The organism is Desulfovibrio ferrophilus (genome assembly GCF_003966735.1).
Lineage (GTDB): Bacteria > Desulfobacterota > Desulfovibrionia > Desulfovibrionales > Desulfovibrionaceae > Desulfovibrio_Q > Desulfovibrio_Q ferrophilus.
Window position 1 is genome coordinate 388,226 of sequence record NZ_AP017378.1, and the last position, 15,169, is coordinate 403,394.

A 15,169-nucleotide genomic window follows, 5' to 3' on the forward strand; every position below is an offset into this window, starting at 1 on the left:
TATGTCCGATCCGCACGTCTGCGCCAGATGCGCCCAAAAAGGGCCGACCTGCTGTCAGCTGGACCCCGGAAACGAGGAGTTCTGCTTTCCCTTGTCGGAGATGGAGCGGGATCGGATTCTCAAGGAGTTGGCCGGTGATGAGGGCGCTTTTGCCCAGCAGGCCAACACGGATGGTTTTGTGGAAAATCTGCATAAGCTGTTCCCCGGTGAGCAGCAGGCAGTGGACAAGCTGTTTCCAGGAACGAAATTTCACATCCGGCTCGCTGTTGACGAACAGGGGCGCTGCCGGTTGCTGGGGCCCGAGGGCTGCCGGCTGCCTCGTGAGGCACGGCCATATTATTGTCGTCTGTTTCCTTTCTGGTTTGCAGGGGGGAAATTGAACGTGTTCGCTGCCTCCCGCTGTCTGTTGCAGCGCGAAGCACGAACCCGGTTACGAATGCTGGCTCTCGTGGGAGAGTCCGATAAACGATTGAAAGAACTCTACGGCAGGCTCAGACTGGCCTGGGGCCTGGCCCCACGCAAAGGGCTGCCTGGAATAGACAAGTGTCATCGGAAAAAATCATGAAAAAAGTAGTTATCGTTCTGGCCGCGCTGTTTGGCGGCGGAGCTATTCTTGCCGCCGCTTTGGTTGGTGGTATGTATTACTGGGCCTCTCTGGACCTGCCTGATTTCAAGCGCATTACGGATTACAATCCACCGCTTGTGACCACGGTCTATGCCCGTGATAATCGGGTCCTGGGTTATTTCTACAAGGAACGCCGCTTTCTGGTGACCATCGACGAATTGCCCAACCACGTCTCTCGTGTTTTTCTGGCAGCAGAGGACTCGGGCTTTTACGAGCATGAGGGCGTGGACCTGTTGGCCATCTTCCGGGCCTTCGTCAAGAACCTTCAGGCAGGGCATGTGGTGCAGGGTGGCTCGACCATTACGCAACAGGTCATCAAATCCCTGCTGCTGACCCCTGAGCGAAGCTACAAGCGCAAGATCAAGGAAGGGATTTTGGCCTATCGCCTTGAGCGGTTCCTGACCAAAGACGAAATCCTGACCATTTATCTGAATCAGATATTCTTCGGGGCACGGGCCTATGGCATTGAGTCCGCAGCCCGGACGTATTTCGGGGTGCACGCCAAGGACCTTTCCGTTGCCCAGGCTGCACTGTTGGCTGGCTTGCCCAAGGCCCCCAGCAAGTTCAATCCCTTTGCCGATCCCGAGAAGGCAATTTCTCGGCAGCATTATGTGCTTTCGCGGATGCTGGATCAGAATTGGATCACTCAGGAGCAATACGACGATGCCCTGGCCGAGGAACTGGTCTTCAAGAGCATGGAAGACCCGTCCTGGCACCAAGGGGCCTACTATCTCGAGGAAGTTCGCCGGAGACTCATCGATCATTACGGCGAGGATCGGGTCTATAATTCGGGCATGCATGTGTACACCGGTGTCGACTTGACGCATCAGGTGGCTGCCGAACGTTCTGTGCGCAAAGGTCTTGAGGCCTCTGCCCGCAGGCGTGGCTGGACCGGCCCCAACAGCCATCTGGAAGAGGAGCAGCGCGAGACCTACCTTACGGAAAATCCTTTTGTGGTCGAGGCGCTGGAGCCTGGCGAATGGATTGAGGTTCTTGTGTCCGAGGTGGAGAAGGATCAGGCTCTGGTTCGTTTTGGCGAGTTCAAGGGAGTGATTAAGGCCAAGGACCTGTCCTGGGCACGGACTCCCGATCCATCCAAAGCGACCGAGGACGTACCGCCGGTCAAGGACTGCGCACTTGTGCTCAAATCTGGCGATGTGGTCTGGGCTGAGGTCAAGGCAGTGCCTCCTTCGGTTCTCAACCCCGGGACAAAGGCGCCCAAGGGTGGCCCGGTGTGGGAGCTGGCACTCAGGCGCAGACCCGTGGTTCAGGGTGCGTTGGTCTCCATCGATCCGCGTAGCGGTGAAGTTTTGGCACTGGTGGGGGGCTATTCCTTTGCGGAAAGTCAGTTCAACAGGGCGACACAAGCCGAGCGTCAACCCGGCTCGGCCTTCAAACCCATTGTCTATTCCACTGCATTGGACAATGGCTTTACCCCATCCAGTGTGATGCTTGATGCGCCCATTGTCTATACTGATTCCGAGACTGACAAGGTCTGGAAACCCGAGAATTTCGAGGGCGTGTTCTTTGGCCCGACTTTGCTTCGCAACGCCTTGTGCAAATCCCGTAACCTGGTCACCATCCGCGTGGCTCAACGGCTTGGTGTGCGCAAGATCATCGAGCGTGCAAAGGCCCTGGGACTTGAGGCTGACTTCCCCGAGGATCTTTCCGTGAGTTTGGGTTCCGCCCCGGTTTCGCCTTTGAATCTGGCGCAGGCGTACACCGCCTTTGCCCGTGGTGGGTCCATCGTCAAGCCCCGGATTATCTTGAAGGTAGAAAGCGCTTGGGGCGATGAGTTGGAAATAAACGAGCCTGAGTATTCCGATGCCATCAGCCCCCAGACGGCCTACATCATTGCCTCGCTGATGAAAGAGGTTGTGCGTGATGGTACGGGCTGGCGCGCCAGGGTGCTCAAACGCCCTGTTGCTGGCAAGACCGGAACCTCCAATGATGAACAGGATGCCTGGTTCGTGGGGTACAGCCCGTACCTGTTGTCTGTTGTGTATGTGGGCTTTGATCAGCTGACACCCATGGGCAAGTACGAGACCGGTTCGCGAGCGGCGTCGCCTCTGTGGGTGGATTATCGCATGGCCGTGGAGGCCGAATATCCAATCGAGGACTTTCCGCAGCCTCCGGGCATTGTCATGGCTCGTATTGACGCGGCCTCGGGCCTTCTTGCCGGTCCGAAATCCGAGAAGACCTACTTCCTGCCCTTCAAGGACGGAACCCAGCCTACCGAAACGGCTCAGGATGGCGGCGGTAGTGGACCGAATCCATCGACGTCGAGCAAGGGTGAGGATCTGCTGAAGCAGATTTATTAAGTCATTCCCCCAATCCAATCACAACGCCGCAGTCTGCAACCAGACTGCGGCGTTTTTTTGAGGATGTGAGGCTGGCTGTGAATATCAGTATGAATGGCATCTCAACCTGTATATTACCTGAGTCATGAAATTTGTTTGAGAATGTTTGAAAATCACGTCCAAACGGTTAGAATGGAATTCGAGAGAGTGAAGACTCCGAGTCTGAAAGGCGGAAAGACTTGCCCCGGGTTTAAAGATGGAGGATTTGATGGCTGGTAGGTTCGTGAAGTTTGAAAAGACCCTCAATGGAACCGAGATACAGGCCTTGACCGAAGTGCTGGCAAAGCACTTGGCAGGGATGGAGTGTCTTGATTATGATAATATTTCCAGGCTCAAGCTGAATCTGAAGTATGAACTCGGGCAGGGAGTTATTCGCCTCAAGGTGGATTATCAGGATACGCTTTCTACCGAAGGGGGGGCGGACCGGAGGATAAAGTGGAAGGCAGTGCGGTCCTTCAGGATCATGCCTCCTTCGACTATTCTGAAGTGAAGAAAAGGATGAAGAGGGATTTCAGAACCATCAAGGTTGCCTTGGCAGCAGGGGCGCTTCCCGACGTAGTCGTGGTGGACCGCTTTTTGGTCGATTCTGCTTTGATCGTGCGTAGTCCCGGCGATGGTGACGAGTATTACGGCACATATAACGAGGCGATAGACTCTTTCACTAAAGCCTGGAAGGCCTCTGATCTGGTCGAGCTTCGCGCGGCCCATCAGGCGATCACGAATTGTGTGAAAATTTGTCACCGCATGTATAAGTAATTATTAGGACTGCGGGCATAGCTGTATGACAGCCTAGGTCCTCGAGAAGAGATGTTGGGAGAAGGCTGTTGTCTGGTTCGGGTTGAATTATTGGTTCTGTCTTCGTCTTAAGCACTGATCTAACCAAAGGGAAATCGTGGTCCGAATCCGTATCAGCAAGGACGTCCATTTACCGGATCCGTTGCGTCTGGAGCGAATGGCAAGGAGCCCTGAGCTTGGTCCCAAGGTGTTGTTCTTTTCTGGAGGAACGGCCTTGCGCGAGCTTTCCCGGGAGATGCTGCGCTGGTCTCATAATACCATTCACATCATTACTCCCTTTGATTCCGGCGGCAGTTCCGCCAAGCTGCGCAAGGCGTTCAGAATGCCCGCCGTAGGGGATATCCGCAATCGGCTGATGGCCCTTGCGGACAGGAGCCTGCTCGGCAATGAGGAGATCTTCAGGCTGTTTGCGCATCGCCTTCCCAAGGAGGCCAGTTCTGGAGAACTGCAAGATGAGTTGGAGCGTATGACCAAGGGGAACCATAGGTTGGTTTCCTGTATTCCCGACCCAATGCGCAAGATTATTCGCCACCATCTGCAGAGTTTCCAGGACTCAATGCCATCGGATTTCGATCTTACCGGGGCAAGTATCGGGAATTTGGTACTCGCCGCGGGATATCTGGAACACCAACGGCGTATGGACCCGGTGATCTATATTTTCTCAAAGTTGGTTCAGGCGCGCGGAACGGTGCGCCCCGTCGTCAACAAGGACATGCATCTGATGGCGGAGCTGGACAACGGCGAGGTCATTATTGGCCAGCATCTGATTACGGGAAAGGAAACTGGACCCATCCATGAAACAATCCGGAGTTTGCGGCTGACCCAGACTCTGGAGGGTCGCACGGTTGTGGATGTTCCTATCCGCAATAAGATGAAGGAACTCATCGCAGAAGCGGAATTGATTTGCTATCCCATTGGCAGCTTCTATTCCAGTGTGGTGGCCAATCTGTTGCCTTCAGGCGTGGGGAGCGCCATTGCTGCCAACTCCTGCTCCAAGGTCTTTGTACCCAACCTGGGAATGGACCCCGAGGCCAAGGGCTTGTCGGTAACGGATCAGATCGGCATTTTGCTGGGGTATCTACGCCGGGATGCCCCGAATGAGATTGCGGATGCTGAAATTCTCAATTTTGTGTTGCTGGATATCAAGAACGGGAAGTACCCCGGCCCCATCGATCAAAAATTGATCAGAAGTTGGGGCTTGGAGATCATTGATTGTTCCCTGGTCACGGAGGCCAGCAGCCCGTATCTTGATGGTGCGAAGCTGGCTGAAGTGTTGCTGTCGCTCACCTGATCCCGAGGCATTGAGCCATGGGGGCGGGCGGGGGTGAACGTGCTAACGTCGGAGGAAAACTATGGGCAAGGACAAGATTTCCCTGAAGGCCGTTCAAGGCCGTGCTCAGGCTGCTGAATACCTGGAGGAATTTGCCAAAAGCCTGCGTGCTGGCAAGATCCTGATTGAGCAGGATGAGGACTCGCTGATGCTCTGCCCTCCTGATGTTGTCGACCTGGAAGTTCAGGCCAAGTCCAAAAAGGGCAGTCAAAAGTTTTCCCTTGAGGTGGTCTGGAGTACGGATCAGGAACAGCAGGCCATTCGGATTTTGCCGGTGGACGACGATGCCATGCCGGTCAAGTCAGAATCCACTATACCCGCCAAGAAGACCACCTCAAAGCCATCCGGTAAAACCAAGAATTAGGTACCGCTTGTTCACCGATATTGCCCCGTCTGGTTCGCCTGTCGGGGCTTTTTTTGGATGAGTTGTCTGAGCCATGGGCAGAGCGATGTTGTTTTTTGTTACAAAAGAGATGTTTATATTTGCTTGTATTTATTGGATATATTGATGAAGAGAGGACTTTTTTCGGATCAGGATTGGAAAAACACTAAAGTTACCCTGATTCAAGCCGATAAGACTTGCGAGTGGGTTGGGGCAACAGGTCAAGCGTCAGTGGGCACTAGACGCGACCGACAGCCTCAGATTCAGCACGGAAGCCTAGACATTCAAGGAGGAAAGGCTATGTCGCTCGTAATTAATAACAACTTGATGGCCGCTAATGCGTCCCGCAACCTGAGCCAGTCGTACAGTGCTCTGGGAACATCAATCCGCCGCCTGTCATCTGGCCTGCGCGTCGGTATCGCCGCTGACGACGCGGCCGGACTGGCCGTTCGAGAGCTGATGCGCTCGGACATCGCCGCTCTTGGACAGGGCGTGCGTAACGCCAACGATGCGATTTCGATGATCCAGACCGCCGACGGTGCGCTCCAGGTTATCGATGAAAAACTCATCCGTATGAAGGAACTGGCCGAACAGGCTTCTACGGGTACCTACAACTCCGACCAGCGTCTGATCATCGACTCCGAGTATCAGGCCATGGCTTCGGAAATCACTCGAATCGCCAATGCCACGGACTTCAACGGTATCTATCTGTTGAACGGTAACCTTTCCGGTTCGACTCATACTGGATCGGGGCTTGTGAGCTCTGGCAAGCTGAAGGTTCACTTCGGTACCGGCAATGACAGCGCCGAGGACTATTACTACGTCCAGATCAACACCTCCACGGCTTCGGCCATGGGAGTTGGCAATCAGGCGGCTTCCACGTCTGCCGGTTTCACGATCTCGACCCAGTCTGCGGCGCAGAACGCCCTTGACGGTATCAAGAATGCCATCGTGTCCAAGGACAAGATTCGCGCGGCTCTGGGTGGTATCCAGAACCGACTGGAAAACACAATCAGCAACCTGCAGATTCAGGCCGAGAACCTGCAGGCCGCCGAATCCCGTATCTCGGATGTGGACGTGTCCCTCGAGATGACCGAATTCGTGCGTAACCAGATCATGTCCCAGTCTGCGGTCGCCATGCTGGCCCAGGCCAACTCGCTGCCGCGGATGGCAATGAGTCTGCTGGGGGGGTAGTTGATGCGGCGTGAGTCTTGATGACCGGCTTGCGCCCATCCATTCTCCGTTGAACATGAAGATCAACGGACCAGAGACAGTTAATGCCACTCGCGAAAGGCGGGGCCCATCGGCCCCGCCTTTTCTGCGTTTGGATGTCACGATTATGGTTGGTTTCGTTGCCGCCCGGCTTTTCAAGCCGTCTTCTTTACGGCATGGTCAGGCCATGAAAACAAGATACGATGACATATCCCCCTACATCACCAAGGATGGCTCCATTATTCGCGAACTGATGCACCCAAGTCAGCATCCTGTCTGCGGGCAAAGCCTGGCTGAGGCCATCGTGCCGCCGCATGCCACCACAATGGCCCATGTGCACCACAGGACGGAGGAACTCTATCATGTCACGGCCGGACGGGGCCGCATGGTGCTTGGTGCTGAGAGTTTTGACGTGTCGCAGGGAGATACGGTGCTTATAGCACCGGGCACGGAACATCACATCAGGAACACAGGGAAACAGGACCTGCGTGTATTGTGCTGCTGTTCCCCTGCCTATACCCATGATGATACCGAACTCTGTGGACCGAAAGACCAGGAGCAGGCTGTTGATCGTTGAGGATTGGATTCCTATGATGAAAAGACAGGCCGTAACCAACTGAACGGCCTTGGGAGGTGCGAATGCCGTATGTGAAAGTGCAGACCAATGTTGATCTGGATGAGGCAGCACGACAGGAATTGACGCGCAAGCTGTCGACCCTGGCATCGGAGTTGACCGGTAAACCCGAGCAATGGGTCATGGCCCAGGTGCAAGCCGGAGTCACCCTGATGCACGGAGGCTCGTTCGGTCCTGCCGCCTATGTGGAGTTCAAGAGTATTGGTCTGAACGAGGGCGTGTGCGCCGACCAGTCCGCAGGCATCTGCGAATTACTGACCGCTGAAATCGGGGTGCCTGCCGAGCATGTCTATATTGAATTCAAGAATTTGGAGCGGTGTTTGTTTGGCTGGAACGGCGCCACCTTCTAACGGCGGCGAGGGATGGCCATCTGTTTTGTTGCTTCGAGTCCTTCAACCTCTCACATATGTCTTGAAACGCTGCGAGTTTGAAGGACTTTTGCGCCTTGCATTCAACCACCCAGCGTCGCCGTTGGGGAAGGGCAGTTGCTATAATCTGGCCGTCTGAGGAGTTGTCGCGGGAGGTTTGCACGAAATACGCAGTGATCTTGATGATGCCTTGCGTTGCGCACTGTTTCTTTTTGAACATCCTGTTTTCAGTGGGCAGCAGTAAAATCAGGAATTGGAACAAATGGTCTTATGACTGTGATGGCTTTTCGGGCCGTACACGTTCGTGTGCGGCCTTGATTGTGCGTTTGAACCAGGCTTTCAAGCGCAGGCGATTGAGGTAGGTCAAGGGAGCGGCGGATATCTTGGCCTGCCCGGCAGCGGCTTGTTTGGGGAAGAAGGCCAGATCGAGGACGTGGACCGCGGGTACATAGCTTGAGAGATACGCCGTGCAACCAGCGCAGTAGGTGACCACCGTCCTCCCCCGAGATTCCTCGCGTCGGATATTGCCCCATTGCGTTGCCAACTGGCGGTCCACCGGGGCGACATTACCGCCTTCACCACAGCACACGGTGTTCATGCCGTGGTGCTTCATCTCCTTCACTTCAAGACCCATGCGGTCCAGCAAGGTGCGGACTGACTTGTGCGCCTCGGGGTGGTCACGTAGGGGGCAGGGGTCATGGACCGATACAGCGCCCGAGAGGTTTGCATTTTCGGGGACACCGTTGGCCGCTAGATATTCATAAACGGTCTCGGGGCGAATTTGGCCCCCATTTTTTTCAAAAACCCCGTAGCAGTTGGGGCAGTTGACCAGCACCCTGCGTATTCCTCGCTTCACCAGCCAATCGCGCATTTCAGAGAAGCGTTCGTCAAAGGCCTGTTCGCGCCCAAGGTCGTGAGACGGCTTGGTGCAGCAGTCCATGACAACGCCGAGGTTGGGGACCTTGCTCATCAGGAAGGTGAAGAGTTTGCGCGTGACCGCAGGGCGCGTGCCCGGGAAGGTGCAGCCTGGAAAGAACACCGTGTCGCAGCCATCGGGCAAGCCGTACCAAGTGTAGCGCGAGGAAGTCCCGCGCGTCTCGTAGTCCACCAGTCGGTTGTGCTCGGGGAAATGACCAAGACCTTCGCGCACAGCCGATCGGCGCATGTCCAGAAACAGTGCTTTGGGGTCGAGGTCCAGAGGGCAGACCGTGGTGCAGAGGCCACAAAGGCTGCAGGAGAAGGGCAGACGCTCACGTTCAGTGCGCGGGCTGTTCCATTCCCCGGCGATGCGCCAGGGAGTGCCGTAGCGTCGCAGGAAGGCACACTCACGCACGCAGACGCCGCATTCAATGCAGTTCTGGCGCATATGCTCGAGCCGCTCGTCCAGGGCAAAGACCGTGGACGGCGGCGCGGGCATAACCGAGGTGTTTTTCCTGCGGCTCATGATTAGATCAGGTTCAGGTCCCAGTTGAAGGTGCTGATGCGGTTAGGTGCGGGCACTTCGCGGGGGACGGACTCGAAGATGTGCGCGAACATGGCATATCCGGCTGAGGTCAGTTCTCTTTCCTTGTCGCGCAGATCAATGCCCCAGCTGGGGAAAATCCAGTTGTTTTGACCATAGCGCCGGGTCCAGCAGACCTCACCCATGGGGCTGGCCATGGGTTTTTCGGTCTTGAAGCTTTCGGGTTTGATGCGCGTGATCCCCATGGGCCAGTTGCCGTAGGTCACAAAACCAAGGGGCAATGGGCTGTGCTTTGGCAGGGCCAGAATGTCCTCGCGGGCCAGTTCCGGACTGACTACGGCACCGGCAAAGCCCATGGTCTTCAGTTCCGCCAGGGCAAGGGGATTGGCGATGTTGCAGAAGGGTCCTGCCCATAGTTCCAGGGCGCGCCCTTTGGCGTGTGCCAGGAAATTCTCGAACAGATGCAACTGCCATGGAGCACCCAGTACAAAACGTCTGGCTCCGGCTTTGTAAGCTCGGGACACAGTGTCAAACCAGAGTTTCTCCTCTTCGGGCCAGATGACCGGAGGCATCCACAACTGGTAGTTGGCCGCGCCTTTGAGAAGCATCTTTGGAGCCAGCCACAGGGCGGCCTTGGCACCCTTGAACATGCGTTTGGGCGGACGTCGGTTGACGTTGATGATTTCGAAGCGAACCTTACCCTTGCCGCCACCGCGGAGTCCTCTGGGGAGTTCGGGAATGAACTCGCTGGCTCCCGGTTTGGCAACACGGACGCTGTCCAGCTCGCGCTGAAGTCCGGCAATGGCTTCGCTCAGTTCCGGTTCACGGCGGTCGATGAGAAAGACCGGAGTGCCACCCTTGGGAGGGCGTTGGGACATGAAATCGAGACGCCCACCTTTGGGCACGTTGCGGGTCACTCGGACGGTCTGGTGCCAGGGTTCATCCTGATAGCCCACGCGCAACAAGTCGCCCTTGAGCAGCGGAACACGCGGGGAGACCTGCTGCTTGCGTCCTGCTGTTTTGCCTGTGCGAGCCACGGGCATTCCCGATCCTGTCTGGGAAGACGGGTCCGTGGGATCGTAGCGCCGTTGCGGCAGGAAGGAGTAATGGGAACCCTTGCGACCCAGCGATTGGTCCAACAGGCTCAGGGCCGCTTTGCGGACCGCGGGGTCGTCACCACCATCACGCAACATGCGATAGGCGCTTGTGGTATAGTAGACGTAGTGGGGGCCTTTCTTGCGGCCTTCGATTTTCCAGGCTGCAACCTGAGGAATGGTGGCCAGTGTTCTGGTCAGCACATCCAGGGACAGGTCGTTGCAGGAGAAATAGCGGGACTTCTTGCCACGCAGGTCGTATTCGCGTCGGCAGGGCTGCACGCAGCGCCCACGCAGACCGCTTTTGCCGCCCATGTAGCTGGACCAGTAACAACGGCCCGAGACGTTGTAGCACAGCGCCCCATGTACGAAGACTTCGAGCTTCAGGCTTTCCGGGCAGGCATCGGCCAGGGACTTGATTTCGTCAATATGCAGTTCGCGCGGCACGACCACACGATCCACGCCCATCTCGGCAATGGCCTTGAGTGAACCTGCCTGACTGATATTGGCCAGGGTGGACAGGTGCAATTCACCCTCATATCCGGTCTGGCGTGCCAGGTTGACCATGGCCAAATCCTGGACAATGAGCCCGGCGGGGTTTACGTAGCGGGCCAATCGGTCCATCAGTCGTCCTGCAGACTCCACGTCTGAAGGTTTGACCAGGGTGTTCATGGCAACGTAGACGCGTTTGTCCTTGCTGCGTGCCAGTTCGGTCAACGCGGCAAGGTCGGCTACGGAAAAGTTGTCGGCCTGCATGCGGGCGGAAAAGTGCTTGAGGCCTACGTAAATGGCGTCCGCCCCTGCTGCCAGCGCGGCCAAAAAGGCGGTGCGGTCCCCCGCGGGAGCGAGGACTTCGGGGCTTTGGCTTGAGTTCATCATATCAACCTTGTATCGTTTGCCGATGCTTCGAGCTGAACCGGAGCGCGACTCAAAAGGAAAAACCGGACATGTTTGGAAACGCCTGTCAGGACACTACAGTAAAGTCCTTGACCCGCTTCGGCAAGGGGGAAGGGGATGGAGAGTTCATTGAACTGACCCTTGAGCACCCCGGCCTTGATAATGCCGCCTGGAAACTTTGGAAGCCGGGACAGTTCGTGATGGTCCGTCCCGAGAGTTTCGGGCTGGACCCGCTCATGGGCCGTCCGTTTTCCATTACCAGCGCCGACGAGGAACAGGGGATTAGTATATTCTTTCAGGTCATGGGCCAGGGAACCCGCAAGCTGGCGTCCCTGAAACCGGGGGAGCCCGTCACTTTGTGGGGCCCGCTGGGAAATGCCTTTGCTGTTCGCAAGGACACTCCCACGCTTGTACTTGCCGGGGGCATCGGCATCGCCCCGTTCTACGAATATGTCAAGCGCCATGAACAACCCGAGAACCTGCGCATGATCTTCGGACATCGTCCTCCTTTGGCCTGTTATAACTGGGAACGCGCACAGGGCGTGTGTTCCTGCGAGGCGCATCATGAAACATGTCGCCAGGACCTGATGGATTTTATTGCACTCATTGAAGAGACGGTACCACAGTATTGTAATGATGGGCTGATCATTGCCTGTGGTCCGCTGCCCTTTTTGGAGACCATCAAGAAGGTTGCCGACCAGCACGGTGGTCGGGCTCAGCTCTCCCTGGAAAATCGCATGGCCTGCGGTGTGGGGGCCTGTCTGGGCTGTGTCTGCGATCACAAGACCGAAGGTCCGGTCTCGGTTTGTGCGCGAGGCCCTGTGTTCTGGTCCGATGAGATTGAGCTGTAGGAGGCGGTAACGATGGATATGCGAGTGAATATTGCGGGTCTGGAACTGTCCAACCCGGTGATGACCGCCTCGGGAACTTTTGGGTATGGCGTGGAATTCAAGCGCTATGGCCAATTGGAGAAGCTGGGCGGCATGGTGGTCAAGGGGTTGTCTCTGGAACCGCGTGCAGGTAACCCCATGCCACGCATCGCCGATGCTCCGGCAGGAATGCTCAATGCCATTGGCCTGCAGAATATCGGGGCCAGAAATTTTGTGGAAAAGAGACTGAAACTGCTGCCGTGGGGTGAAACCGCTGTGGTTGCCAATCTCTATGCCTGCTCGGCCAGTGAATTTGCTGACCTGGCGGCGTATTTGAGCGAACAGGAAGGCATCGCCGCGCTGGAGGTGAACATCTCCTGCCCCAACGTCAGTTCGGGTGGAGTGCTCTTCGGACAGGACCCATCCATGGCAGCGGCGGTGACCCGCGCGGTCAAGGACCGCAGTGGAGAGATGCCGGTCATTGTCAAACTGACGCCCAATGTCACGGATATTGCCTCAATGGCCAAGGCCGTTGTGGATGCCGGGGCCGATGCCGTGTCCCTGATCAATACCCTGTCCGCCATGTCCGTGGATGCCCGTACCCGCAAGCCTCGTCTGGCCAACGTCATTGGTGGTCTGTCCGGCCCGGCCATCAAGCCCGTGGCCCTGCGCTGCGTGTGGCAGGTCGCTCAGGCCGTGGATGTGCCGATCATCGGCATGGGTGGTATCACCAGTGCCGAGGACGTTCTTGAATTCATCCTCGTGGGTGCCACTGCTGTCCAGGTGGGCACAGCCAATTTCATCCGCCCGGACTTTGCCTTCCGTCTGGTGGACGAATTGGCTGCGCTTGTGGACGAGCTTGGCATTGAAAGCTGGGATGACTATCGAGGTTCGCTGCAAGTCTAGCCATCTGTTGAAAAAAACATCGATTGCGGCGGATTAGCCGTTGACTGACTCGTAGCCTGCGGGGCCTTCCCTTACGCACTGAACACTTCCAACAGATTGGATTCGGATACTTACCATGACATACCTTTCCGCCGAGGATCATCCAGAGATCATCGACGATATGGCGCGAGCCATCGTGGGCGGCTTTGCTCCCAAGGCACTGATTCTTTTTGGTTCACAGGCCCGTGGAGACGCAGACGAGTTTTCAGATGTGGATTTCGTGGCCGTGGTGGACTCGGGTCAGCCTTCGGATGATGTGCAGCGCGATATCCTGCGTGCGCTGTCAAGATTTCCTCTGGACGTGCATGTTTTTGTGCGTACCCCCGAAGAATATCTGCGCCAATCTCGCATTCCCGGAGCCATGGTCTATCCTGCAGAACGGGAAGGCAAGTTCCTTCACGAATGGCCGGGCTGGCGTGAACGCAGTGCTGTGGACACGGATGCCGAGCGTGATCGCCAGGTGGTGCTGCGCAATGAATATTGTACTTCGGCCCTGGACTATTTGGAAGAGGCCGAAAAGCGGCTGGGCAGTGAATCCTGGTTGGCGTGCCGTGATCGTTGTCGTTATGCGGTGGTCAAGGCGCTCCAGGGGCTGCATGTGCGTGCAGGAACACATCCTCCGCGAGATATTGATGTGGCCTTTCAGTTTCGTGCAGCCCGTACCCTGACGCCCGAAGTGGCGGATTGGCGCGAGACTGCCATGGATTTGCACTTGGCTGTTCCCGAATCCCTTGAATCTGCTGCCGGGTTGTTGAAGCGGACGACGGCCATGGTGCAGGCGATTATTGAACTGTACGCCCTGGAGGGGTGAATATGGATATTGTGTATCTGCTGCTGGCGGTGGCTGCCGGGGCAACGGCTCCCATTCAGGCCGGTATCAACGGCCAACTCCGGGCCTCCTGGGCAGGCGACGCAGTATTGGCATCGCTTGTGTCCTTCATTGTAGGCACCGTGACTTTGGCATTTTATGTTATCGCAACCAGGCTCCCCGTCCCTTCGTTGAGTTCTGCGGGGCAGGTCCCGTGGTGGCATTGGACTGGGGGAACCCTGGGTGCATTTTTCGTGACCATGACCGTGCTGTTGGCCTATCGTCTGGGTGGCACCACCCTGTTTGCTCTGGTGGTGACCGGACAGCTCATTGCCTCCCTGGCTTTGGATCATTTCGGATTGCTGGGCTACCCGATGCACGCCATCAGCTGGCAACGTCTGGTGGGGGTCGCTTTTTTGATTGTCGGCGTGGTGCTTGTCAGAAAATTCTAGGTATTCCCATTTGTTCCGTTATCAGGCTATACTTGGGGCGGTTACCGAAGGGTGACCGCCCTTAATGATATGAATGACCAACGACGGAGATTGTTTCATGAAGAAGTTGATTGTCTGGGGTGGGTTGGGACTGACTCTGCTGGTGGCAGGTGCCATTGCAGTGACCATCATGTCCATCAACCCCCTGATTGAAAAGGCCGTGAATACCTTCGGCCCCAAGCTGGTTGCCGCACCTGTTCATCTGGACACATCCGATGTGTCCGTATTCTCGGGCGAAGGCGAGTTACGTGGGTTGTTCGTGGGCAATCCGGCCGGATATAAATCTGAAAGTGCATTTAAACTTGGCGCCGTGAGGGTCAAGGTGGACAAGGAGTCCTTTGCCTCGGATCGCATCGTGATCAATGACATCACCATCCTCGCTCCTCAGATTACATATGAGTTGTCCGGCAGGAAGTCGAATATTCAGGCTTTGCTGGATAATGTAAACAAGACAGCAGGTCAGGAGCAGGCTGCCGAAAAACAGCGCAAGAAGTCTGGTCAGGAAGAACCGGGCGGAGGCCAGAAGATTCAGATTGACAATCTGCTTATCAAGGGTGGCGAGATCACTTTGGCCATCACTGGCCTTGGCGGTGAGGTCATGACCGTGCCGTTACCGGAGATCCATCTGACGGACATTGGCAAAGATAAGGACGGAGCCACTCCTGCCGAGGCCTTTGCCCAGATCATGGCTGCCGTGAACAAGGCTGTGGGTAAGGCTGCAGCAGGTTCGTTGGGCAACCTGACCAAGGGGCTTGAAAAGAGTCTTGAGGATTTGAAGAACAACTCCGGCGACCTCAAGAAGGGCGTCGATGACTTGAGCAAGGGCATCAAGGGGATGTTCCAGTAAGAACTGAGGGTTGATTGTCCTGTGAGGTTTTCTGAGATCGGTACGAGGCG

General features: G+C 56.4%; 16 protein-coding genes. 14 read left to right on the plus strand and 2 right to left on the minus strand.

What is annotated here, in order from left to right:
- Position 1: 1 nt before the first annotated feature.
- The 9 genes from EL361_RS01720 to EL361_RS01760 all read left to right on the plus strand — a co-directional run bounded on the left by EL361_RS01720 (position 2) and on the right by EL361_RS01760 (position 7,688).
- Positions 2–565: a YkgJ family cysteine cluster protein gene (locus EL361_RS01720; protein WP_126375958.1), complete on the plus strand. Its 564-nt coding sequence runs from the start codon at positions 2–4 to the stop codon at positions 563–565.
- Positions 562–2,946 carry a penicillin-binding protein 1A gene (locus EL361_RS01725; RefSeq protein ID WP_126375961.1) on the plus strand — a complete coding sequence of 795 codons (2,385 nt, stop codon included), beginning with the start codon at positions 562–564 and terminating at the stop codon, positions 2,944–2,946. Before EL361_RS01720 ends, EL361_RS01725 begins: the two co-directional genes overlap by 4 nt.
- Positions 2,947–3,193: 247 nt before the next feature.
- On the plus strand, positions 3,194–3,475 hold the full coding sequence (locus tag EL361_RS01730; RefSeq protein WP_126375963.1) for a hypothetical protein: 282 nt from the start codon (positions 3,194–3,196) through the stop codon (positions 3,473–3,475).
- Complete coding sequence (locus EL361_RS01735) at positions 3,421–3,741, plus strand: GAK system XXXCH domain-containing protein (protein WP_126375965.1); 321 nt, start codon at positions 3,421–3,423, stop codon at positions 3,739–3,741. Before EL361_RS01730 ends, EL361_RS01735 begins: the two co-directional genes overlap by 55 nt.
- A gap of 136 nt (positions 3,742–3,877) precedes the next feature.
- A complete protein-coding gene (locus EL361_RS01740; RefSeq protein WP_338031057.1) occupies positions 3,878–5,071 on the plus strand; it encodes a GAK system CofD-like protein in 1,194 nt (397 codons plus the stop codon).
- 61 nt (positions 5,072–5,132) lie between these two features.
- Positions 5,133–5,474, plus strand: a complete 342-nt coding sequence (locus EL361_RS01745; RefSeq protein WP_126375969.1) for an amphi-Trp domain-containing protein — start codon at positions 5,133–5,135, stop codon at positions 5,472–5,474.
- A gap of 318 nt (positions 5,475–5,792) precedes the next feature.
- Positions 5,793–6,686, plus strand: coding sequence for a flagellin N-terminal helical domain-containing protein (locus EL361_RS01750; protein ID WP_126375971.1), 894 nt, complete (start codon positions 5,793–5,795; stop codon positions 6,684–6,686).
- A gap of 205 nt (positions 6,687–6,891) precedes the next feature.
- Positions 6,892–7,281, plus strand: a complete 390-nt coding sequence (locus tag EL361_RS01755) for a cupin domain-containing protein (protein ID WP_126375973.1) — start codon at positions 6,892–6,894, stop codon at positions 7,279–7,281.
- 62 nt (positions 7,282–7,343) lie between these two features.
- Entirely contained in the window at positions 7,344–7,688 is a 345-nt protein-coding gene (locus tag EL361_RS01760) for a phenylpyruvate tautomerase MIF-related protein (protein WP_126375975.1), read from the plus strand.
- A 286-nt stretch (positions 7,689–7,974) separates the two neighbouring features.
- On the opposite strand, the gene EL361_RS01765 is transcribed toward EL361_RS01760, so the two are convergent.
- A complete protein-coding gene (locus tag EL361_RS01765) occupies positions 7,975–9,150 on the minus strand; it encodes a (Fe-S)-binding protein (protein WP_126375977.1) in 1,176 nt (391 codons plus the stop codon).
- Positions 9,151–9,152: 2 nt separating this feature from the next.
- Entirely contained in the window at positions 9,153–11,141 is a 1,989-nt protein-coding gene (locus EL361_RS01770; RefSeq protein ID WP_338031058.1) for a U32 family peptidase, read from the minus strand.
- A 68-nt stretch (positions 11,142–11,209) separates the two neighbouring features.
- On the opposite strand from EL361_RS01770, the gene EL361_RS01775 reads away from it, so the two are divergent.
- The 5 genes from EL361_RS01775 to EL361_RS01795 all read left to right on the plus strand — a co-directional run bounded on the left by EL361_RS01775 (position 11,210) and on the right by EL361_RS01795 (position 15,119).
- On the plus strand, positions 11,210–12,010 hold the full coding sequence (locus EL361_RS01775; protein ID WP_126375979.1) for an iron-sulfur cluster-binding protein: 801 nt from the start codon (positions 11,210–11,212) through the stop codon (positions 12,008–12,010).
- Between the two features lie 12 nt (positions 12,011–12,022).
- Positions 12,023–12,934, plus strand: a complete 912-nt coding sequence (locus tag EL361_RS01780; protein ID WP_126375981.1) for a dihydroorotate dehydrogenase — start codon at positions 12,023–12,025, stop codon at positions 12,932–12,934.
- 115 nt (positions 12,935–13,049) lie between these two features.
- Positions 13,050–13,784: a nucleotidyltransferase domain-containing protein gene (locus EL361_RS01785; RefSeq protein ID WP_126375983.1), complete on the plus strand. Its 735-nt coding sequence runs from the start codon at positions 13,050–13,052 to the stop codon at positions 13,782–13,784.
- Positions 13,785–13,786: 2 nt separating this feature from the next.
- Complete coding sequence (locus EL361_RS01790) at positions 13,787–14,233, plus strand: DMT family transporter (protein WP_126375985.1); 447 nt, start codon at positions 13,787–13,789, stop codon at positions 14,231–14,233.
- 97 nt (positions 14,234–14,330) lie between these two features.
- Complete coding sequence (locus EL361_RS01795) at positions 14,331–15,119, plus strand: AsmA family protein (RefSeq protein WP_126375987.1); 789 nt, start codon at positions 14,331–14,333, stop codon at positions 15,117–15,119.
- The last annotated feature ends 50 nt before the right edge of the window (positions 15,120–15,169 follow it).